Here is a 20,177-nt window from a genome sequence, read left to right as displayed (position 1 = left end):
TCTCCGGAGGTCAGGAACGGCCCGAGCGCGTGAGCAGGGACGAGAGCAGGCCCTTGGCCCGGCTCCCGGCGCCGGTGGGCCGGGGCGGGCCGGCGGCCGGGGCCTCCGGGGCGGGTTCCTCCGCGTGCCGTGACACCGGGTGCTCCGGCTGCCTCGCCTTCTTGCCGCTGATCCGGATCATCGGGAAGCCCGCGACCTCCTCGGCGCCGTGCCACATGTCGTCGCGTTCCTTCAGGAACGCGGCGAGATCGGCGTGGATCGCGTCGTAACTCCCCCATGTCCCGTAGAACTTGGTGGCCGTGATGGTCAGCGGTTTGAGCCCGGTGCTCGCCACGGCTCCCCAGGTCGCCGCGGCCACGCCCGGACAGTGCTCGGCCCGGAAGTCGTCGAGCACCACGATCCCGTCCGGCCCGAGCACCTCCTTGGCGGCGGCGATGTCCGCGTGGACGTGCTCGTACAGATGCGAGGCGTCGATGTGCACGAAGCGGCAGCTGTCCGGCTCCACGTGCGCGGTGATCCCCGATGACGGCTCCTGGACGATCCGCGGCAGACCGTCGTGGAAGGAGCGGTAGTTGGCCTCGAAGGCGCGGCGCGTCAGCGTGGCGTACGAGCGGCCCATCTCGGCGGAGTTGGCCTCGTCGGGGGCGGGGGAGTCGAAGAGGTCACAGACGGTGAACGTCTCGTCCGGACGGAGATACGCGCCCATGAAGATGGCGCTCTTGCCCAGATAGGCGCCGAGCTCCAGCAGATCACCCCGCTGCTCCAGATCGCGCTGCCGGCTCAGGATCCAGTCGAAGAGCACCTGGTCGACCGGGTGGAACCACCCCTTCACGTCGGAGAGTCGGCTCGGCCGCGGCAGGTGGCCGGTGTTGGCGGAAGCGTTCTGCATATCGGGTCCCAGGGGATGGGGGAAGGAGGACGGTGCGGGGGGTTAGCAGCGCGGAGTGGGCGGGAAGGCGTCGGCCCGCGGCAGCGGCACGTCGGCCACTCCGGCGGCCGGCGCCGGATGCCGGTCCGCCAGTGGCGCCACAGACGGTAGACCCCCTGCCTCACCGAGCACCACATGCCTCACAACTCGTTCAGCGGCCCGACCGTCGTCGTACACGCAGAAGCGGTCTCGGAACGCGGCGCGCAGCTGCGCCGAGCGCGAGCCGCGCCAGTGGCCGGTGGCGAAGATGTCGGTGAGCTCGTCCTCGCTGCGCGCGATCACGCCGGGCGGGAACTCACGCACGTCGAAATAGGTGCCGCGGGCCGCCTCGTACGCCTCCCAGTCGGTGGCGTACAGGACGACGGGTCGGTCGAGGTTGGCGTAGTCGAACATCAGCGACGAGTAGTCGGTGACCAGGGCGTCGGACGCCAGACAGAGGGTCTCGACGTTCGGGTGGTGCGAGACGTCGATCAGACGGTCCGACGAGGGCGCCAAGGGGGCTTCGTACGAGTGGTGGGCGCGGGTCAGGATGACGTAGCGGGGGCCGAGGCCGCGCAGGATCCGTTCCAGGTCGAGGGAGCGCAGCTGCGAGTGGCGGTAGTCGCGCAGGGTGGGCGCGTAGAGGATGGCGACGGCGCCCCGGGGGATGCCGAGGGACTCGCGGTGGCGGGCCACGTCGGCGGTGCTCGCCCGCTGGTAGATGTCGTTGCGCGGATAGCCGTACTCGAGCGTGGTGAACGAGGCCGGGAAGACGCGCTCCCAGACCAGCGTGGAGTGGCGGTTCGCCGACAGGACGTAGTCCCATTTGTCGGCGTTGCGCAGGAGGGCGGCGAAGTCCATGCCACGGGCGGCGGCGGGACGGTCCTGGAGGTCGAGGCCCATCAGCTTCAGGGGCGTGCCGTGCTGGGTCTGGATCATGATCTGGCCGGGGCGCTTGACGAGCCTGCGGTCGAAGTCCACGTTGTTGACGAGGTACTTGGAGCGCGCGAGGGCGGTCCAGTACGCGGCCGTCCCGGGACACAGCCTGCGGGTCGCCGTCGGCAGGGTGTGGTGGTGGGAGGGGTCCGCGATCCACGCGGTGCGCATGTGCGGGGCGTGCTCGCGCATCGCGGCCTCCAGGGCGCCGGGATTGCAGCCGTAGCCGCGCCCCCAGTACGAGGAGAAGACCGCGCGGTCGGCGCGCAGCGGCAGACGCAGCTGGACGCGGTAGTGCAGTTGCAGCACGGCGTCCTTGGCGCGGCGGTGTGCGGTCGTGGCGTACCGCTTGGCCCGTGATCTGAACCGCAGTGCCGCCCACAGGGTCCGGTAGGTGCGGTGGGTGCCGAGGCGCACCAGGCCGTGCCGCACGCGGGCGCGGGCGCGTGGCCTGGGGCCGGGGACGCGGTAACGGCGGTAGTGGGAGCGGGCCCTGCGCAGGAACTCGGCGCGGCTGCCGCGTGGGAGGCGGTCGCGCTTGGTGAAGACCGCCGAGAGATGGTCGACCATCTTCCTGAAGAGGACGGGCCGCCAGGCCGCCGAGAGTTCCGGGTGCTCGTCGAGGAACGCGAAGACCCGCTCGTACTGGTCGAAGATCTCGAAGTGTCTGCGGGTGGTGGTGCGCAGGATGCTGCCGCGGCGGCGCTGGAGGTAGTGCACGCAGACCCGGTCGAGGGTGGCGATCGCGTCCGCCTTCATCAGGACCGGAGCGGTCCAGGGCGTGTCCTCGTAGAGGCCGGGCGGGAAGGTGAAGCCCTCGCGCTCGATGAAGTCGCGGCGGTATGCCTTGTTCCAGGCGACCATCAACAGGCGCAGCAGACCTGGCCGGTCGATCAGCCGGAAGGGGGCCCGGCCCTCCTCCGTCAGGAGGGCCGCGTACTGGTTGCGCACGGCCTCGCCCGACCAGAACGTGCGCGCGTAGTCGTAGATCAGGACGTCCGGGCCGTCCGTCTCCTTGAGGCGGTCGGAGATCGCGTGCAGGGCGCCAGGGGTGAGGGTGTCGTCGCTGTCGAGGAAGATCAGGTACTCGCCGGTGGCGTGCGCCATGCCCGCGTTGCGTGCCGGGCCGAGGCCGACGTTCTCCTTGAGGTGGACGGCCTTCACCCGGGCGTCGTGGGCCGCGTGTTCGTCGATGATGGCGCCGCACGCGTCCGGGGATGCGTCGTCGACCGCGATCAGCTCAAGATCCGTGAACGACTGCCCGAGGACGGATTCGAGGCATGCGTGCAGATATGCCTGCACCTTGTACACGGGCACGATGACACTGAACCGGGGCAAGGCACATCCATGGGTCGGCGCGGGCATACTGCCCGGAAACGGCCCGGCCGCCGGTCGAGTTACGCCGAATGTGGCATTTGGGGGAGGGGTGCGAGTGAGGCGGCCCCGCTCGTGGGGCCGCCTCACTCGTCGAACGTCTGCACCTGTGCCGGCAAGGTCCGTTACTTGACCGCGCCCGCCATCACGCCGGACACGAACTGCCGCTGGAACGCGAAGAACACGGCCAGCGGGATCACCATCGAGATGAACGCGCCCGGGGCGAGGATCTGCACGTTGTCGCCGAAGGAGCGCACCTGTTGCTGGAGCGCGACCGTGATCGGCGGGCTCTTGGAGTCGGCGAAGATCAGCGCGATCAGCATGTCGTTCCAGACCCAGAGGAACTGGAAGATGCCGAGCGAGGCGATCGCGGGCGCGCCGAGCGGCATCACGACCCGGAAGAACAGCCGCAGTTCACCGGCTCCGTCCAGGCGTGCCGCCTCCAGAAGTTCGCGGGGTATCTCCGCGAAGAAGTTCCGCAGGAGGAAGATCGCGAACGGCAGGCCGAAGGCCACGTGGAAGATGACCACGCCGATCGTCGACTCGAAGATCCCGATCGCGCCGAAGATCTTCGACACCGGGAGCAGCGCCACCTGCACGGGCACCACGAGCAGCCCGACGACGCCGATGAACCACCAGTCGCGGCCCGGGAACTCCATCCACGCGAAGGCGTACCCGGCGAGGGACCCGATGATCACGACGAGCAGTGTCGCCGGGACGGTGATCATGATGCTGGACAGGATCGAGTCGGTGATCGTCTCGTCCTTGAGCAGGGTCGTGTAGTTGTCCAGCGTCATCTGCGACGGCGTGGAGAAGACCTTCCACCAGCCGCTCTCCGCCATGTCGGCCGACGTGCGCAGCGAACCGAGCAGCAGACCGATCGTCGGCACCAGCCAGAACAGCGCGACGACGACGAGGAAGACGCGTACGGCGGTGCCGCTCAGGACGGCGGCGATCCGCCCGCCGAGCGACTCTTTCGCCTTCACCGCTTCGACTTGGGTGGTCATCGCCGAGCCTCCCGCCGAAGTCGCCGCACATTGAAGAGCATCACCGGGATCACGAGGAGGAAGAGGAGCACGGCGATCGCGCTCGCCACGCCTGAATCCTCGTCGAGGAACGCGGAGTTGTAGAGCTGGAGCGCCAGGACGTTCGCGTCGTCCTTCGAGGAGTTCGGCGCGATGATGAAGATCAGGTCGAAGATCTTCAGGACGTTGATCATGAGCGTGACCGTCACCACCGCGAGCACCGGCGCGAGGATCGGCACCGTGATCCTGCGGAACACCTGCCACTCGTTGGCGCCGTCCACCCGGGCGGCCTCAAGGAGTTCACGCGGCACACTGGCGAGACCCGCCGCGATCAGGACCATCGCGAAGCCCACCCAGATCCACAGGTACGAGCCGATGACCGCGGGCGTGATGAGGGAGGGGCCGAGCCAGTCGACGCCGTTGTACGGCTCGCGGAAGTTCGATGCCGGGAAGCGGAGTTGGGCCCCGTCGGCCTCCTTGGGGAGGGCGAAGGTGCCGTCCGCCGCGGCCTCGGCCGATGCCACCACCTTGCCGTTCTTGACGGCTTCGACCTTGATGCCGGGGTAGCCGAACTCGGCCTTGTCCGGGGCGTTCATCTCTCCCCGGCCCTTGCCGCGCGTGAAGTCCTGCCAGGCCGTTCCGGTGACCTTGTCGGGGTCCGGCTTCGCGGCCGCGGCGGACTTGGCGTCGTCCGGCATGCTGTCCGGCGCGACACCGGTCAGCGGAAGCATCACCGGAGTGCCCGCGCTGACCGGCTTCCGCGTGATGAAGGCCCCGCCGCTCGCCGACTTCAGCGGCGACTCCGTACTGGGGTGCGCCTGCGGGAAGGCGGACGACTCGGCGAAGGTGTCGTGCGCGGTCACGGCGATGGCGTTGGCGACACCCCGGTCGGGGTCCGACTCGTAGACGAGCCGGAAGATGATGCCGGCCGCGAGCATCGAGATCGCCATCGGCATGAAGATGACCAGCTTGAACGCCGTGCCCCAGCGGATCCGCTCGGTGAGCACGGCGAAGATCAGGCCGAGCCCCGTCGAGAGGGTCGGGGCGACGACCACCCAGATCGCGTTGTTCTTGATCGCGGTCAGGATGGTGTCGTCCGTGAACAGGGTCTTGTAGTTGCCGAACGCGGTGAAGTCGCCCGACTTGTCGAAGAAGCTGCGGAAGACCGAGTACCCGATGGGGTAGAGGACGAGCGCGCCGAGCAGCACCAGAGCCGGTGCCAGGAACAGCACCGCCATGCCCTTGCGGGTGCCGGTCACGCTCTTGCGCGGTTTCGGGGCCGGGGGCAGCGCCGCACTCGGCGCGCCCCCGGCGTTCGCGGACGCCACCGGGTCAGTCCTTGTAGGCCGCGGCGGCGGCCGTCTCCAGCGCCTTCTGCGTGCCCGCCACGTCCTTGGGGTTCTTCAGGAAGTCCTGCAGCGCCTTCCACTCGCCCTTGCCGGGCGTGCCGCCGAAGGCCTGCGGGGCCTGGTCGGACATGTCGAAGCGGATGTCGTCACCGGCCGCGATCAGCGCCTTGGCGATGTCACGCTGCACGTCGTTCGGGTACGCCGCCAGGTCGAGCTCCTTGTTCGGGGAGACGAAACCGCCCGACTCCGCCCAGATCTTGGCCGAGTCCGGTGACGCGAGGAACGTGAGCAGAGCCTGGGCGCCCTTGCTGTCCTTCAGCGCCACGGCTGCGTCACCGCCGACGACCGCGGGGGACTCGTCGCCGACCGCCGGGAAGGGGAACACCTTGGCGTCCGTGCCGATCTTCGCCTTCGTCTCCGAGATCGGCAGCGAGACCATGTCGCCCTCGAAGACCATGCCCGCCTTCGGCTGGTCGCCGCCGGTGAACGTCTGCTTCACGGAGGCGGGGAACTCGGTCTGCAGCGCCTTGTCGGCGCCGCCCGCGACGAAGCCCTTCTTGCCGAAGATCTCGCCGAGCGTGGTCAGCGCCTCCTTCACGGAGGGGTCCGTCCACTTGATCTCGTGCTCGGCGAGGTCGTCGTACTTCTCCGGGCCCGCCTGCGAGAGGTAGATGTTCTCGAACCAGTCGGTGAGGGTCCAGCCGTCGGCGCCCGCGACCGAGACCGGCGGTACGCCGGAGTCGTACACGGTCTGGGCCGTCTTCACGAAGTCGTCCCACGTCTTGGGTGCCTTGGCGCCCGCGTTGTCGAAGACCTGGGTGTTGTACCAGACCAGGGACTTGTTGGCCGCCTTGAAGTACACGCCGTACTGCTTGTCGTCGACGGTTCCGAGGTCCTGCCAGCCCTGCGCGTAGTTCTTGTCGAGCTGCTTCTGCGCCTCGGGCCCGACCGGCTTGGCCCACTTGTTCTCCACGGCCTGCTCGATCGCGCCGACCTGCGGAAGCATCGCGACGTCCGGCGGCTGGCCGCCCGCGACCTTCGACTCCAGGAAGCTGATGATGGGGTCCTGGGCCGGTACGAAGGTGACCTTGGCCCCGGTCCGCTTCTCGAACTCGTCGAGGACCTTGAGGAAGACCTTCCGCTCCGAGCCGCCCCAGACGGCGGAGACGGAGACGGTCTGCCCGTCCAGCTTGGGCAGCTGGACCGTGGCGCCGTCCTCCTTGCCGCCGCCCTTGTCCCCGCTGTCCTTCTCCCCGCCGTCGTCCCCGCCGCACGCGGTGACGGTGAGCGCGAGCGCGCCCGCGACGAAGGCCGCGGCGAACTTGGCCGTGGTACGCCGGTGTTGCGGTGTCCTGCGTGATCGAAGACTGCTGCGCATCACTGCCCCGTTTCTCTGCCCTGGCGAGTGCCGTGCGGTCTGTCTACGCCCGCGCGGGGAGGGGCGGCAAGAGCGCAAACAGTGTCAACCCGGTGATCGTGATGGCGTTGTGACGTGGCGCCATGACCTGCGGGGCATCCCCACCGGGCGGGCGTTACAGCAGAGACGGCACCTGATCCGCGGCGACGGAGCGGGCGGCGCGCTCCAACGCGCTGGCCAGGAGCGCCAAGTCCGTTGGCCCGTTGCCCAGTTCGCGCACCGGGCGACGGGCCGGAGGGTCGCCCATCCGCTCCCACTCCAGGGGGACCACCGTGGGCCGCACCGTGGACGTACGAGGAATGCGGCCCGTAACTCGTCCTGCCTGGAAGGGACTTGTCCGCCCATCGGCAGTGCGGAGCTCTCCTCGCCCCGGGGCGGGCTCCTCCGGCCCCGGCGTGACGGCGTCCAGGACGATCCGCAGAGCCGCCCGCCGCCCCAGCTCCGTCTCCGCGGTCCGCTCACTGCGCGCGGTGGTGGCCACCAGATGCACCCCGAGCCGCTCCCCGTCCCGGGCCACCGCTTCGAGCGCCCGCACGACGGACCCCGCGGCGGGGCGCCCCGGTGACCCGAGAGCGGGCGAGAGCAGCGCGTCGAAGTCGTCGACGAGGACGACGAGACGGGGCAGCGGGGGTCCCGGCTCCGCCCCCTTGCGGGCGGCGGCGGGCCGCAGCCGCATCGTGGAACTCGGCGGCGGGTCGAGATCGCCCCCGGGGCTCATGGCGACCACGGTGTCCACGCCGCCCCCGCCCGCCAGGCTTCCCGCGCCTGTCACGCTGCCCGCGCCGGCCGAAGGGCGCTGCGCGTGCCACTCGGTGAACCCGAGCCGTCCGAGCAGCTCGGCCCGGCGCTTCAGTTCGGCGGTCAGCGACTGGGCGAACTCCCGCATCCGCACGGGGTCGTTGGCGGCGAGATGGGTCGTGACGTGCGGCAGGTCCATGCAGACCGCGAGGCCCTCGACCAGCTTTACGTTCCCCCCGTTCGTGCCGCTGCCCCCACTTCCCGTGCTGTCCCGCCCGTCGATCAGGACCATGCCGAGGCGGTCCGGGCGCTCCGCCGCGGCCAGCGAGGCGGCGATGGAGCGCAACAGCTCCGTACGACCGCTGCCCGAAGGGCCCTCGGCCAGGAGATGCGGGCCTTCGGAGGTGAGGTCCACGACCACGGGGCCGCGCGGGCCCGCCCCGAGGACCGTCCAGGCACGCCCGCCCAGCGCGTCGGAGTCATCGGCGGCCGCCGCCCACCGCGCCATCAGGGACGCGGGGGTGGCCCGTGCGAGTCCCAACTCGTCCAGGAGCCGGGCCATCTGGGGCAGCGGTGCGGACACGCGCGCGTGCCCGTCGCCGGGCGACCCGTCCGTGCGGAAAGGCGCGAGGGCGCGGGCGAACCGCTCGGCCCAGGCCTGCGACACCGCGTCCACCGCGGCGACCGTGCCGCGCCCCGCGGGCTGCCCGTCCACGGTCCGCAGCAGCCGCAGCGCGGTGGCCACGTCACCGCTGAGCAGCGCGACGGCACCGCAGGCGCGGAAGGCGGGCGCCACGGAGCAGGCGGCTTCGTACGTGGCCGACACCGGGGAGGCGGGCGACGCCGCGGGGGTCTCCGCCAGGCAGACGACATGGATGCCGGCGGCGGCCCCTTCCCGCGTAAGGCGCACCACGGCTTCGCGCAGCCCTGCGGACCCGGGATCGCCGTCCACCACGACTACGGTGCGGGGGCCGGGGCCGGGGCCGGGGTCGGGGCCGGGGTCGAGGTCGGGGGAAGTGCCGCCGGAGCTGTCCGTCACGGATGCCCTGTCCGCCACGTGGTCGTCGAGGCGTCGCAGCAGCTCGCCCGTGCGCGCTGCCGCCTGCTCCCGGTCGTAGGCAAGGAGGAGGCGGCAGTCCTGGCCGTGCGTGGGCCGCAGGTGCGGGAGCCAGCCGAGCCAGGACCACTCGGCGGCGCGCTCCGGCGCGGGCCGTGCGCGGTCCGTGCTGAGCAGCACGATCTCCAGGGCGTCGGGGGAGTGCAGCGCGGCGAGCTGGGCGACGACCGCGCGGGCGAGCCCCGTCAGGCGCTCCCGCGGGCCCGCGAGGCCGAGCGCGCCCGCCTCCCGCAGGCTGACGGTCACGGGGACGGCGGGCAGCAGGCCCCGCTCGTCCGGGGCCGCGCGGTCCACCGTGCCGAGCCGGACCGCGAGTGCCTCGGGGTGGCCGGGGCCGCGCTCCCAGAGGCGTGGGCCCGGGCCCAGCGCCGTGAGCAGCAGGGCCGCGGGGTCGGGCCAGGACTCCGGGGTCCGCGCGGCGGCGGCCACCGCGAGGTCCTCCGGGGTGGGGGCCGCCGGCTTCGGGGCGATGGCGGCGCTCCCGGTCCCGTAAGCATCGTTTTCGTGGCCCGCCGGTCCATAATCGTCGTCGCGGGCGCCTGTCAGCCGCCGGGCCCAGGACGACAGGGAGCCCCGCTTGCGGAGCGTGCGCGGCACGGGCGTCCCGCGCGCGGGGGTGCCGACGCGGGTGCTCTCGGCATCCGGGGCGCCGCCCTGCTGGGGCACGAGCGGCACTTCGCCGAGGGGCGTCTGCCCGAAGGCGCCGCCCTGGCTCTCCTCGCCCGATGCGCCCCAGCCCGCGGAGCCGTACGCATGGTGGGTGCCGGAAGCAGGCGTGCCGCCCGCTTCCGGGGGCGCGCCGCGGGTGGCTTCGGCGCTCGCGGCGACCCGCACGCGCACGTGCCCCTCGCCGTCCGGGGCTGTCGGCAGCGCGCCTCCTGTCCCGTCGCCGGCGGTGAAGCGCAGCGCGGACTCGCCGAGCCGCAGCAGGGAGCCGGGGGTCAGGCGCACCGGGTGGTCGGTGATCTCGTGGCCGTCCACCGTCGTGCCGTTCGTGGATCCGAGGTCCGTGACGGTGACCTGGCCGTCCGGGGTGAGCGTCACCGCGCAGTGCAGCCGCGAGACGTCCGGGTCGTCCAGCGGGACGTCCGCGTCCGCCGAGCGGCCGACCCGGATCTGGCCGCCGTGCAGGAGGTGCACACCGCCCGCGTCGGGGCCCGCGACCACGTGCAACTGGGCGGCGGCTCCGGCCAGTTCGGGTCCTGGCTCGGCGGGGGAGCCGAGCGAGAGCACCGCTCCGTCTATCAGCGGGGGCTCCCCGAGGGTGCAGCGCTGGGTGTCGAGGCGCTCCGAATCCGCGTACAGGACGAGGGGGCCTTCGCCGCCCGCGACGGCGGCGGCGAGACCGGAGGCGACCGTGGCGAGAGCGGTCCCCGCCGGGGCGGTGACCAGCACGTCACTGGCGCCGCGGGGCACGGCGGGGCGGCCATGGGGCTCGGCGGTCTGGCCGCTGCGCGGCCCGAGGACGGTCAGCCGGATCTGCATCGCCGTCAGCGGTCCCTTCTGCCCTTGCCGCAGGGCACGGGGACTCGCGCTGTGATTCCCCCCACCGCACACGGCCACGTCGGCCAGTAACAGACAAGCATCCTCGCACCTGCCACTGACAACACGCCCGGCGGCCACCCGTAAGTGATCTTGATTGGTCGGCTCTGCTCGGAAAAGTGCCTGCTTGGACCGTTGCGATCGCCGGTCATCTCATCGTGACGAAGGTCAATTCGACGCCATTCGGCAACCAACGGCATCCATGAGGCGTCTTTCCACCGAACAGCTATCCGGTCACCCGGCGGCCGGGGCGGAATGTGACCGGCCGGTGCCCCGTTCGGCGGCATTACAGTGGGTCGGAACATCTTCCGGCGGGTAGCCGGGTCCGGACACACCAGCCAGATCAGCAGATCAGCAGGGAGCATGACGTGCGGCCGGTAGGCAGCAAGTACCTGCTCGAGGAGCCGCTCGGGCGCGGCGCCACGGGCACCGTCTGGCGAGCCCGCCAGCGCGAGACCGCGGGTGCGGAGGCGGCCGTCGCCGGCCAGCCCGGCGAGACCGTCGCGATCAAGGTCCTCAAGGAGGAGCTCGCCAACGACGCGGACATCGTGATGCGGTTCCTCCGCGAGCGATCCGTCCTGCTCAGGCTCACGCACCCGAACATCGTGCGGACCCGTGACCTGGTCGTCGAGGGGGAGCTCCTGGCGCTCGTCATGGACCTGGTGGAGGGCCCTGACCTGCACCGCTACCTCCGCGAGAACGGCCCGCTCACGCCGGTCGCGGCGGCCCTCATGACCGCCCAGATCGCCGACGCCCTCGCCGCGAGTCACGCGGACGGGGTCGTGCACCGGGACCTGAAGCCCGCGAACGTCCTGCTCAAGCAGGACGCCGACGGCGCGATGCACCCGATGCTCACCGACTTCGGCATCGCGCGCCTCGCCGACTCACCGGGCCTGACCCGCACCCACGAGTTCGTCGGCACGCCCGCGTACGTGGCGCCCGAGTCCGCCGAGGGCCGCCCGCAGACCAGCGCGGTCGACATCTACGGCGCGGGCATCCTCCTGTACGAGCTCGTCACCGGACGCCCGCCCTTCGGCGGCGGCTCGGCCCTGGAAGTGCTGCACCAGCACCTGAGCGCCGAACCGCGCCGCCCCTCCACGGTCCCGGACCCGCTGTGGACGGTCATAGAGCGCTGCCTCAGCAAGAACCCCGACCACCGCCCGAGCGCCGAGAACCTCGCGCGCGGCCTGCGGGCCGTCGCGGACGGCGTGGGTGTGCACGCGTCCAGCGCGCAGATCGCCGCGGCGGAGGGCGTGGGCGCCCTCCTGATGCCCGACCCGGACCCCGCCATGGTGCCGGGGACGGCCGGAGCCGCCGATCCCACCCAGGTGCTCCCGAACAACGCGGGCTCGTACGACCCGAACGCGGCGACGAGCGTCATGCAGAACACCGGCGCGGGCCCCGGCGCGGGGGACGCGGGCAACCGCGGCGCCGCCGACCCGACGGCCGTCATGCCGCCGGTGCCGCCGAACCAGCCCGGAGCCGACCCGAACGACCCGCACCCCTGGCAGAACCAGATGCGGGCCGCGCGGGACCGCAACGACCAGACGCAGGTCCAGTCGTACCTGGACCCGAACGACGACCCGCTGCGCCGCCGGCGTCCCCAGCGCCAGGTGCAGCAGCCGCAGCCCCAGCAGCGTCCCCAGCAGTACGCGCCGCAGCAGCAGCGTCAGCAGTACGCGCCCCAGCCGCAGCAGCCCCAGCAGCCGCAGCGTCAGCAGTACGCGCCGCCGCAGCAGACGCCGCCCCAGCAGCCGCCCGCGGGCCGGCCGCCGCGTGAGCCCAGGCAGCGCGGCTCGAACCCGAACCGCATGAAGATCCCGGGTCTCGGCTGCCTCAAGGGTTGCCTCTTCACGCTGATCATCCTCTTCGTGGCGAGCTGGCTCGTCTGGGAGCTGAGCCCGCTCCAGGAGTGGATCGGCACGACGAAGGGCTACTGGGAACAGCTGACGGACTGGTACGACACGGTCTCCGGCTGGATGGGCAAACTGGGCGGCAAGTAGCCGTCCGGCGGACAGTGGTGGGCGAATCCCCTCCCGACTCTGGGGATTTGTCGACACCTGCGGGGTGATTTCTGCTCCTGGAGTGAAGGTTGGCGTCGAGGCCGCGTAGTTTTGTCGCCAACACGCATCCGTAGGAGCAGTCTTGGCACGCAAGATCGGCAGCCGGTACACCGCCCACCAGATCCTTGGTCGGGGCAGCGCCGGCACGGTGTGGCTCGGCGAGGGACCCGAGGGTCCCGTCGCCATCAAGCTGCTGCGCGAGGACCTCGCGTCCGACCAGGAGCTGGTCGGCCGCTTCGTCCAGGAGCGCACGGCCCTGCTCAGCCTCGACCACGCGCGCGTGGTGGGCGTCCACGACCTGGTGGTCGACGGGAACGATCTCGCCCTGGTCATGGACCTCGTCCGCGGCACGGACCTGCGTACCCGCCTCGACCGCGAGCGCCGCCTCGCTCCGGAGGCGGCGGTGGCGATCGTGGCCGACGTGGCGGACGGCCTCGCGGCGGCGCACGCGGCGGGGATCGTGCACCGTGACGTGAAGCCGGAGAACGTCCTGCTCGACATGCAGGGACCGCTGGGCCCCGGGGGCTCGCACCCCGCCCTGCTCACGGACTTCGGCGTCGCCAAGCTGATCGACTCCCCGCGCAGGACCCGCGCGACGAAGATCATCGGTACGCCGGACTACCTCGCCCCGGAGATCATCGAGGGCCTGCCCCCGCGCGCGGCCGTCGACATCTACGCCCTCGCCACGGTCCTGTACGAGCTGCTCGCGGGCTTCACCCCCTTCGGGGGAGGCCACCCCGGAGCGGTCCTGCGCCGCCACGTGACAGAAACGGTCGTCCCCCTCCCTGGTATCCCGGACGAGCTGTGGCAGCTGATGGTCCAGTGCCTGGCGAAGGCCCCGGCGTCCCGTCTGCGGGCCTCGGAGCTCGCGGCGCGGCTGCGGGAGCTGCAGTCGCTCGTGGCGGGGATGCCGCCGCTGGACGTGGACGAGCCGGACACGGAGGCGCCGCCCGAGGAGGCGGAGGACGAGCCGGCCCCTCCGGCGGCGGCTCCGGGCGCGCCCCGGCGCGGGGCGGTCCCCCTGGTCCCCGCCTCGTCCCCCGACTCGAACCGCGACACCCACACCTCCATGCGGGTCCCGGGGCCCGACGAGCTCGCCGGGGGCGCCCGAGGCACGGCCCGCGCTCCCCGCGCCTCCGGCTCCGCCCGCCCCGGCTCGGCCCGCCACCGCTCCTCCGCCCGCCGCCGCAGGATCACGCTGGGCGTGGCGGGAGCGGTGCTCGTCGCTGCAGCCGGGATCGGTACGTGGGCGGCCACGAACGGTGACGACGCGAACGGAACCCCCCAGGACACGAAGAACTCCGCCCCTTCGGCGCCCTGACCCTCCCTCATTCTGGGCCCCAGTCCCGCCGCTCCGCGCCGAATGCCTCCGCCCGGCCACCGGCGCCACATCGGTACCGGTGTGAGCGGCACCGGAGTCTCCCACCCGCCCGCCCGATCACCCGGCGCCACGTCGGTACCGGTGTGAGCGGGCCCGGGGCATCCCGCCCGCCCGGTCACCGGCGCCACATCGGTACCGGCGTGAGCGGCACCGGGGTCTCCCGCCCACCCGGCACCACGTCGGTACCGGTGTCAGCGGGCCCGGGGCATCCCACCCGCCCGGTCACCGGTGCCACATCGGTACCGGCGTGAGCGGCACGGGAGCCTCCCGCCCACCCACCCGATCACCCGGCACCACGTCGGTACCGGTGTCAGCGGGCCCGGGGCATCCCGCCCACCCGGTCACCGGCGCCACCTCGGTACCCGCGTGAGCGGCACCGGGGTCTCCCGCCCGCCCCCGCCCGAGCGCCCCGGGTAAGGGCGACGACGGGGCGACTGCGGGGTGATCGGGTGGGTGGGCGGGAGAGATCCGCCGCGAAGCGGCGGCCCAGACCGACCCCAGCCGCCCGCCGGACGGCATGCGTACCGCCGAGCGGAGGGTCTCCGCGCCCGCCGGACGGCATGCGTACCGCCGAGCGGAGGGTCTCCGCGCCCGGCGGAGGGCGGGCGTGCCGCCGAGCGGAGGGTCTCCGCGCCCGGCGGAGGGCGGGCGTACCGCCGAGCGGAGGGCCTCCGCGCCCGCCGGAGGGCAGGCGTGCCGCCGAGCGGGGATGCCCCCGGCCAGGACCCGCGCGGCAGGCCCAGGGGCCAGAGGAAAGCTGCCCCCCAGGCCGGGGGGCCCGACCGCTTGCGTCCAGCCGTTAGGCTGGTCCCGTGGCAGTCGTCGATGTATCCGAAGAGCTCAAGTCCCTCTCCTCGACCATGGAGTCGATCGAGGCCGTCCTGGACCTCGACAAGCTGAGGGCAGACATCGCCGTGCTCGAGGAGCAGGCGGCCGCGCCGTCCCTGTGGGACGACCCGGAAGCGGCACAGAAGATCACCAGCAAGCTGAGCCACCTCCAGGCGGAGGTGCGGAAGGCCGAGGCCCTGCGCGGGCGTATCGACGACCTCAGCGTGCTCTTCGAGATGGCCGAGGAGGAGGACGACCCGGACACCCGCGCCGAGGCCGAGACCGAGCTCACGGCCGTCAAGAAGGCGCTGGACGAGATGGAGGTCCGCACGCTCCTCTCCGGGGAGTACGACGCGCGTGAGGCGCTCGTCACCATCCGCGCGGAGGCCGGCGGCGTCGACGCCTCCGACTTCGCCGAGAAGCTGCAGCGCATGTACCTGCGGTGGGCCGAGCGCCATGGCTACAAGACGGAGCTCTACGAAACCTCGTACGCGGAAGAGGCCGGCATCAAGTCGACCACCTTCGCCGTCCAGGTCCCGTACGCGTACGGCACGCTCTCGGTCGAGCAGGGCACGCACCGTCTCGTCCGCATCTCGCCCTTCGACAACCAGGGGCGCCGCCAGACCTCCTTCGCCGGAGTCGAGATCCTCCCGGTGGTCGAGCAGACCGACCACATCGAGATCGACGAGTCCGAGCTGCGTATCGACGTCTACCGCTCGTCCGGCCCCGGCGGCCAGGGCGTCAACACGACCGACTCCGCGGTCCGCCTGACGCACATCCCCACCGGCATCGTCGTCTCCTGTCAGAACGAGCGCTCGCAGATCCAGAACAAGGCGAGCGCGATGAACGTCCTCCAGGCCAAGCTCCTCGAGCGCCGCCGCCAGGAGGAGCAGGCGAAGATGAACGCCCTCAAGGGGGACGGCGGCAACTCCTGGGGCAACCAGATGCGTTCGTACGTCCTGCACCCGTACCAAATGGTCAAGGACCTGCGCACGGAGTGCGAAGTGGGCAACCCCGAGTCCGTGTTCAACGGCGAGATCGACGGCTTCCTCGAAGCCGGAATTCGCTGGCGCAAGCAGCAGGAGAAGTAAGCGCCGCTTTATCGACAAGGCAACTGCCGCCCATGAGGCGGCAGTTGCCTTTTACGTCACAGTCACATCTCCGTAGGCCGGTCAACTGCTGCTATTTCAGACATCGCGTACGCAACGACCTTGACGTGTCTGGGGAAACTGGAAAGGCTAGCGAGCGGCATGCGTATCTCTGGGGCGCGTGTGATCTGTGGGGGCGGACAGCAGCGCTCCTGACGAACGCAGTCCCGGACGCTGCCTCACTGACGATTCAGCTACTGGGGGTAGCAGCCAGATGACCAAGAAGACGCGGATCCGCGTAGCGCGAATAGCGGCCGGTGCGGTGATCGCCGCCGGCGCTTCGCTGACCGCCGCCGGTGCCGCCTCGGCCCTCGACGTGGGTGTCGACCTCGGCGGCGCGAGCGCCAGCGCCAGCGCCGACGAGGACGGCATCGGTGTCGACGTCGGCATCGGCGAGGACGACGACGAGCCGACCGCCGGTCCCACCGAGCCGACGGGCATCCCCGAGGACCCGGACCCGACCGAGCCCACCGAGGACCCGGAGCCGACCGAGCCCACGGAGGAGCCGACCGAGCCCACGGAGGAGCCCACGGAGCCCACCGAGGAGCCCACGGAGCCCACCGAGGACCCGACGGACCCGGGTACGCCCACCGAGGACCCGAGCGACCCCGGTAACGGCAACGGCACCGGTGGCAGCGGCACCGGTGGCAACGACAACAACCCCGACGGCGGCTCCAACCCCGTCGAGCAGGGCAAGGGCAAGGACAGCCTGACCGACACGGGTTCCGCCCCGGTCGAGCAGGGTGACCAGGCCGACAAGGGCGAGCTCGCCGAGACGGGCGCCGCCGAGACCACGTTCCTGCTGATCGGCGCCGCGACGATGATCGCCGGCGGTATCGGCTTCCGCATCCTGCCGCGCTTCGTCGGCAACCGCGGCGCGGCCGCCTGATCCAGGGCGACGGCATCCGCGTACGGGACCGTGCGTGGCGCATGACATGACAGAAGGGCCCGGAGCAGCCAGCTCCGGGCCCTTCTGGGCGTTCTGGGACGCGCCTTCTGGCGCGCTAAGCGGTCTGGTGCGCCAGCAGAGCCACCGCCGCGATCAGCACGACAAGCACCCCTATCAGGGCCGCAGGGCTGAGACCGCCGAACGGTCCCTCCTGCTGCAGGCGCTCGCGGCTGGCCCGGCAGACGGGGCAGCGGCCTTCACTCACGGGCCCCGCGCAGTTCGCGCACACCAACCTGTCATGGGTCATGCGCTCCTCCTCCCGCACAGTTACAGCCTGCCCAACGCTGGAGGGAACCCAACCGTTCCCCCTACCACTGTGCCAGCTTCCACGAATTTCGGCGCGGCCCGCCTGTCCTCGCCGGTTTCAGACTGTTACGTTCCGTGGTATATCCGCGACAATTCGCGCAACTCAGGACGCTGACTGCGCTCGCGTACCGGCTTCGCGTATGGTCACGCTCACCTACCCCCGGCGACCCGTGGTGCATCCGTGATCCGATTCGACAACGTCTCCAAGGCCTACCCCAAGCAGACCCGGCCCGCCCTCCGGGATGTCTCCCTGGAGATCGAGAAGGGCGAGTTCGTCTTCCTGGTGGGCTCCTCCGGCTCCGGAAAGTCCACCTTCCTGCGGTTGGTCCTGCGCGAGGAGCGCACCAGCCACGGCCAGGTGCACGTCCTCGGCAAGGACCTCGCGCGCCTCTCCAACTTCAAGGTGCCCCACATGCGGCGCCAGTTGGGCACCGTCTTCCAGGACTTCCGCCTCCTTCCGAACAAGACCGTGGGCGAGAACGTCGCCTTCGCGCAGGAAGTCATCGGCAAGTCCCGCGGCGAGATCCGCAAGTCCGTGCCCCAGGTCCTCGACCTCGTCGGACTCGGCGGCAAGGAGGACCGGATGCCCGGCGAGCTCTCCGGTGGTGAGCAGCAGCGGGTGGCGATCGCACGCGCCTTCGTCAACCGGCCGAAGCTCCTCATCGCCGACGAGCCGACCGGCAACCTCGACCCGCAGACGTCGGTCGGCATCATGAAGCTGCTCGACCGGATCAACCGGACCGGCACGACCGTCGTCATGGCGACCCACGACCAGCAGATCGTGGACCAGATGCGCAAGCGGGTCATCGAGCTGGAGAAGGGCCGTCTCGTCCGCGACCAGTCGCGCGGCGTCTACGGCTACCAGCACTGACGACCCGTACTGATCCATCGCACTGATCCACTGAAAGGGAGCCATGCGCGCCCAGTTCGTCCTGTCGGAGATCGGCGTCGGTCTCCGCCGTAATCTCACGATGACCTTCGCGGTCATCGTCTCCGTAGCGCTCTCGCTCGCTCTGTTCGGCGGCTCGCTGCTCATGCGTGACCAGGTGAGCACGATGAAGGGCTACTGGTACGACAAGGTCAACGTCTCGATCTACCTCTGCAACAAGGGGGACGCGGAGCAGGACCCCAAGTGCGCCAAGGGCGCGGTGACGAACGAGCAGAAGGACCAGATCAAGACCGATCTGAAGAAGATGCCCGTCGTCGACACGGTGCAGTACGAATCGGCCGACCAGGCGTACAAGCACTACAAGGAGCAGTTCGGCGACTCCCCGCTGTCCAGCTCCCTCACGCCGGACCAGATGCAGGAGTCGTACCGCGTCAAGCTGAAGGACCCGGAGAAGTACCAGGTCGTCGCCACCGCCTTCTCCGGGCGTGACGGCGTGCAGTCCGTGGAGGACCAGAAGGACACTCTGGACAGCCTCTTCGAGCTGCTCAACGGCATGAACTGGGCGGCGCTCGCGGTGATGGCGCTGATGCTCGTCGTCGCGCTGATGCTGATCGTCAACACCGTGCGCGTATCGGCGTTCAGCCGCAGACGTGAAACCGGCATCATGCGGCTCGTCGGCGCGTCCAGCTTCTACATCCAGATGCCGTTCATCATGGAGGCCGCCGTCGCCGGGCTCATCGGTGGCGCTCTCGCCTGCGGGATGCTTCTCGTGGGGCGGTACTTCCTCATCGACCACGGCCTCGCGCTCTCCGAGAAGATGAATCTCATCGACTTCATCGGGTGGGACGCGGTGTTGACCAAGCTGCCGCTGGTGCTCGCCATCGGTCTGCTGATGCCCGCGCTTGCGGCGTTCTTCGCGTTGCGCAAGTACCTCAAGGTGTGACAAGACCCGCCTGTTCCGAAGGGCGCTGTGCGGTTCAACCGGCCGTGCGGCGCCCTTCGTTGTCCTAGACTCACCGGCATGTCAGGCCCCGACCGGTTGTGTGAACTGCTCTCCCGGCCCCGCCGTATCCGCCGCGGGGCGGCCCTGACATTGGTGTTCGCGAGCGTGCTCGCCACCGGCGCGGCCACGGGGTCCTGGAGCGAGGCCTCCGGGGAAGGCCGGAAGTCGCCCGCGCCGTCCACCCGTTCCGTCGCCTCGTCCGGTGACGCCGCCGACCAGGCCGCCGACGCGGCGGCCGAGGCGATGGCGGACGGCAAGTCCGGCAAGAAGGCCGCGGAGGAAGTCGTCAGCCGCAGCGGCGACCGCTGGGGTTCGGTGTACTCCCCCGGGGAGTACCGCGAGTTCGAGCAGGCCCTCGACGGCGCGTACACCGGTGTCGGTCTCTGGGCGCGGCGTGCGGAGGACGGGCGCATCGAGGTCTCCAGGGTCCAGCACGGCGGCCCCGCCGATCAGGCCGGCATCCGCGAGGGCGATCGGCTCAGGAGCATCGACGGCAAGCGCGTGGCGGGACGGCCCGTCACCGAGGTCGTGTCCCTGCTGCGCGGCGCCCGCGCCGGCACCCCGGTCGAGCTCGGCCTGGCGCGGGGCACGCGCGCGTGGACCGAGACACTGCACCGGGCCCGCCTCTCCACGGACTCCGTCACGGTCACGCAGCTCGCGAGCGGCGCCGTCATGATCAAGGTCGAGGCCTTCACCAAGGGGGCCGGCGAGCGGGTGCGGTCCGCGGTGCGTGAGGCGCCCGAGGGCGCCGGGATTTTGCTCGACCTGCGCGGCAACTCAGGGGGCCTGGTGTCGGAGGCGGTCACGGCGGCCTCGGGGCTTGTGGACGGCGGTCTGGTGGCGACGTATGACGTACGGGGTCGGCAGAAGGCCCTGCACGCCCAGCGGGGCGGTGACACCACCAAGCCGGTGGTCGCGCTGGTCGACGGCGGCACGATGAGCGCGGCCGAACTCCTCACGGGCGCCTTGCAGGACCGTGGCCGCGCGGTCGTGGTGGGCTCGAAGACGTTCGGCAAGGGCTCGGTCCAGATGCCGAGCCGGCTGCCCGACGGCTCGGTCGCCGAACTGACGGTCGGGCACTACCGCACTCCTTCGGGGCAGGCGGTCGACGGCAGGGGCATCACGCCGGACCTGGAGGTCGAGGACGGCGCCGAGATGCGGGCCGAGACAGTATTGACTGGCCTCGGACCCCCCTCGTAGTGCGA

Annotated in this window: 14 protein-coding genes; 7 read left to right on the top strand and 7 right to left on the bottom strand. The window is 71.3% G+C overall.

The window, feature by feature from the left end; genetic code table 11:
- Positions 1-10 precede the first annotated feature (10 nt).
- The 6 genes from ABXJ52_RS14470 to ABXJ52_RS14445 form a co-directional block, all read right to left on the bottom strand.
- Positions 11-889, bottom strand: a complete 879-nt coding sequence (locus tag ABXJ52_RS14470; RefSeq protein ID WP_367042462.1) for a class I SAM-dependent methyltransferase — start codon at positions 887-889, stop codon at positions 11-13.
- A gap of 42 nt (positions 890-931) precedes the next feature.
- A complete protein-coding gene (locus ABXJ52_RS14465; protein ID WP_367042460.1) occupies positions 932-3,181 on the bottom strand; it encodes a bifunctional glycosyltransferase family 2 protein/CDP-glycerol:glycerophosphate glycerophosphotransferase in 2,250 nt (749 codons plus the stop codon).
- A gap of 161 nt (positions 3,182-3,342) precedes the next feature.
- Positions 3,343-4,224, bottom strand: coding sequence for a carbohydrate ABC transporter permease (locus ABXJ52_RS14460; RefSeq protein ID WP_367042458.1), 882 nt, complete (start codon positions 4,222-4,224; stop codon positions 3,343-3,345).
- A complete protein-coding gene (locus tag ABXJ52_RS14455) occupies positions 4,221-5,570 on the bottom strand; it encodes a sugar ABC transporter permease (RefSeq protein ID WP_367042457.1) in 1,350 nt (449 codons plus the stop codon). Before ABXJ52_RS14455 ends, ABXJ52_RS14460 begins: the two co-directional genes overlap by 4 nt.
- A gap of 4 nt (positions 5,571-5,574) precedes the next feature.
- Positions 5,575-6,969, bottom strand: coding sequence for an ABC transporter substrate-binding protein (locus tag ABXJ52_RS14450; RefSeq protein ID WP_367042456.1), 1,395 nt, complete (start codon positions 6,967-6,969; stop codon positions 5,575-5,577).
- Between the two features lie 154 nt (positions 6,970-7,123).
- Positions 7,124-10,348: an FHA domain-containing protein gene (locus ABXJ52_RS14445; protein WP_367042455.1), complete on the bottom strand. Its 3,225-nt coding sequence runs from the start codon at positions 10,346-10,348 to the stop codon at positions 7,124-7,126.
- A 425-nt stretch (positions 10,349-10,773) separates the two neighbouring features.
- Between ABXJ52_RS14445 and ABXJ52_RS14440 the strand changes: the two genes are divergently transcribed.
- The 4 genes from ABXJ52_RS14440 (at position 10,774) to ABXJ52_RS14425 (ending at position 16,714) form a co-directional block, all read left to right on the top strand.
- Entirely contained in the window at positions 10,774-12,408 is a 1,635-nt protein-coding gene (locus tag ABXJ52_RS14440) for a serine/threonine-protein kinase (RefSeq protein WP_367042453.1), read from the top strand.
- Between the two features lie 142 nt (positions 12,409-12,550).
- Complete coding sequence (locus ABXJ52_RS14435) at positions 12,551-13,789, top strand: serine/threonine-protein kinase (RefSeq protein WP_367042451.1); 1,239 nt, start codon at positions 12,551-12,553, stop codon at positions 13,787-13,789.
- Positions 13,790-14,661: 872 nt separating this feature from the next.
- The gene (prfB, locus tag ABXJ52_RS14430) at positions 14,662-15,768 is read left to right on the top strand and encodes a peptide chain release factor 2 (protein WP_367042449.1); all 1,107 of its coding nucleotides are present in this window, start codon (positions 14,662-14,664) and stop codon (positions 15,766-15,768) included.
- A gap of 271 nt (positions 15,769-16,039) precedes the next feature.
- Positions 16,040-16,714: a hypothetical protein gene (locus ABXJ52_RS14425; protein ID WP_367042447.1), complete on the top strand. Its 675-nt coding sequence runs from the start codon at positions 16,040-16,042 to the stop codon at positions 16,712-16,714.
- 115 nt (positions 16,715-16,829) lie between these two features.
- Here the strand turns inward: ABXJ52_RS14425 and ABXJ52_RS14420 are convergent, their stop codons facing one another.
- Complete coding sequence (locus ABXJ52_RS14420; protein ID WP_160505338.1) at positions 16,830-17,021, bottom strand: hypothetical protein; 192 nt, start codon at positions 17,019-17,021, stop codon at positions 16,830-16,832.
- A gap of 240 nt (positions 17,022-17,261) precedes the next feature.
- Between ABXJ52_RS14420 and ftsE the strand changes: the two genes are divergently transcribed.
- The 3 genes from ftsE to ABXJ52_RS14405 all read left to right on the top strand — a co-directional run bounded on the left by ftsE (position 17,262) and on the right by ABXJ52_RS14405 (position 20,172).
- On the top strand, positions 17,262-17,951 hold the full coding sequence (ftsE, locus tag ABXJ52_RS14415; protein ID WP_030788113.1) for a cell division ATP-binding protein FtsE: 690 nt from the start codon (positions 17,262-17,264) through the stop codon (positions 17,949-17,951).
- 43 nt (positions 17,952-17,994) lie between these two features.
- On the top strand, positions 17,995-18,912 hold the full coding sequence (ftsX, locus tag ABXJ52_RS14410; protein ID WP_367042445.1) for a permease-like cell division protein FtsX: 918 nt from the start codon (positions 17,995-17,997) through the stop codon (positions 18,910-18,912).
- A gap of 78 nt (positions 18,913-18,990) precedes the next feature.
- Positions 18,991-20,172: a S41 family peptidase gene (locus ABXJ52_RS14405; RefSeq protein WP_367042442.1), complete on the top strand. Its 1,182-nt coding sequence runs from the start codon at positions 18,991-18,993 to the stop codon at positions 20,170-20,172.
- The last annotated feature ends 5 nt before the right edge of the window (positions 20,173-20,177 follow it).

The organism is Streptomyces sp. Je 1-332 (assembly GCF_040730185.1).
Classification (GTDB): Bacteria; Actinomycetota; Actinomycetes; order Streptomycetales; family Streptomycetaceae; genus Streptomyces.
This window is presented reverse-complemented; position numbering and strand designations above follow the sequence as displayed.

What these genes read in the sequence shown, in the direction of transcription:
- ABXJ52_RS14425 (WP_367042447.1), top strand. Translation starts at nt 16,040, where the DNA reads ATGACCAAGAAGACGCGGATCCGCGTAGCGCGAATAGCGGCCGGTGCG.
- ABXJ52_RS14450 (WP_367042456.1), bottom strand. Translation starts at nt 6,969, where the DNA reads ATGCGCAGCAGTCTTCGATCACGCAGGACACCGCAACACCGGCGTACC.
- ftsX (WP_367042445.1), top strand. Translation starts at nt 17,995, where the DNA reads ATGCGCGCCCAGTTCGTCCTGTCGGAGATCGGCGTCGGTCTCCGCCGT.
- ABXJ52_RS14460 (WP_367042458.1), bottom strand. Translation starts at nt 4,224, where the DNA reads ATGACCACCCAAGTCGAAGCGGTGAAGGCGAAAGAGTCGCTCGGCGGG.
- ABXJ52_RS14445 (WP_367042455.1), bottom strand. Translation starts at nt 10,348, where the DNA reads ATGCAGATCCGGCTGACCGTCCTCGGGCCGCGCAGCGGCCAGACCGCC.
- ABXJ52_RS14405 (WP_367042442.1), top strand. Translation starts at nt 18,991, where the DNA reads ATGTCAGGCCCCGACCGGTTGTGTGAACTGCTCTCCCGGCCCCGCCGT.
- ABXJ52_RS14470 (WP_367042462.1), bottom strand. Translation starts at nt 889, where the DNA reads ATGCAGAACGCTTCCGCCAACACCGGCCACCTGCCGCGGCCGAGCCGA.
- ABXJ52_RS14420 (WP_160505338.1), bottom strand. Translation starts at nt 17,021, where the DNA reads ATGACCCATGACAGGTTGGTGTGCGCGAACTGCGCGGGGCCCGTGAGT.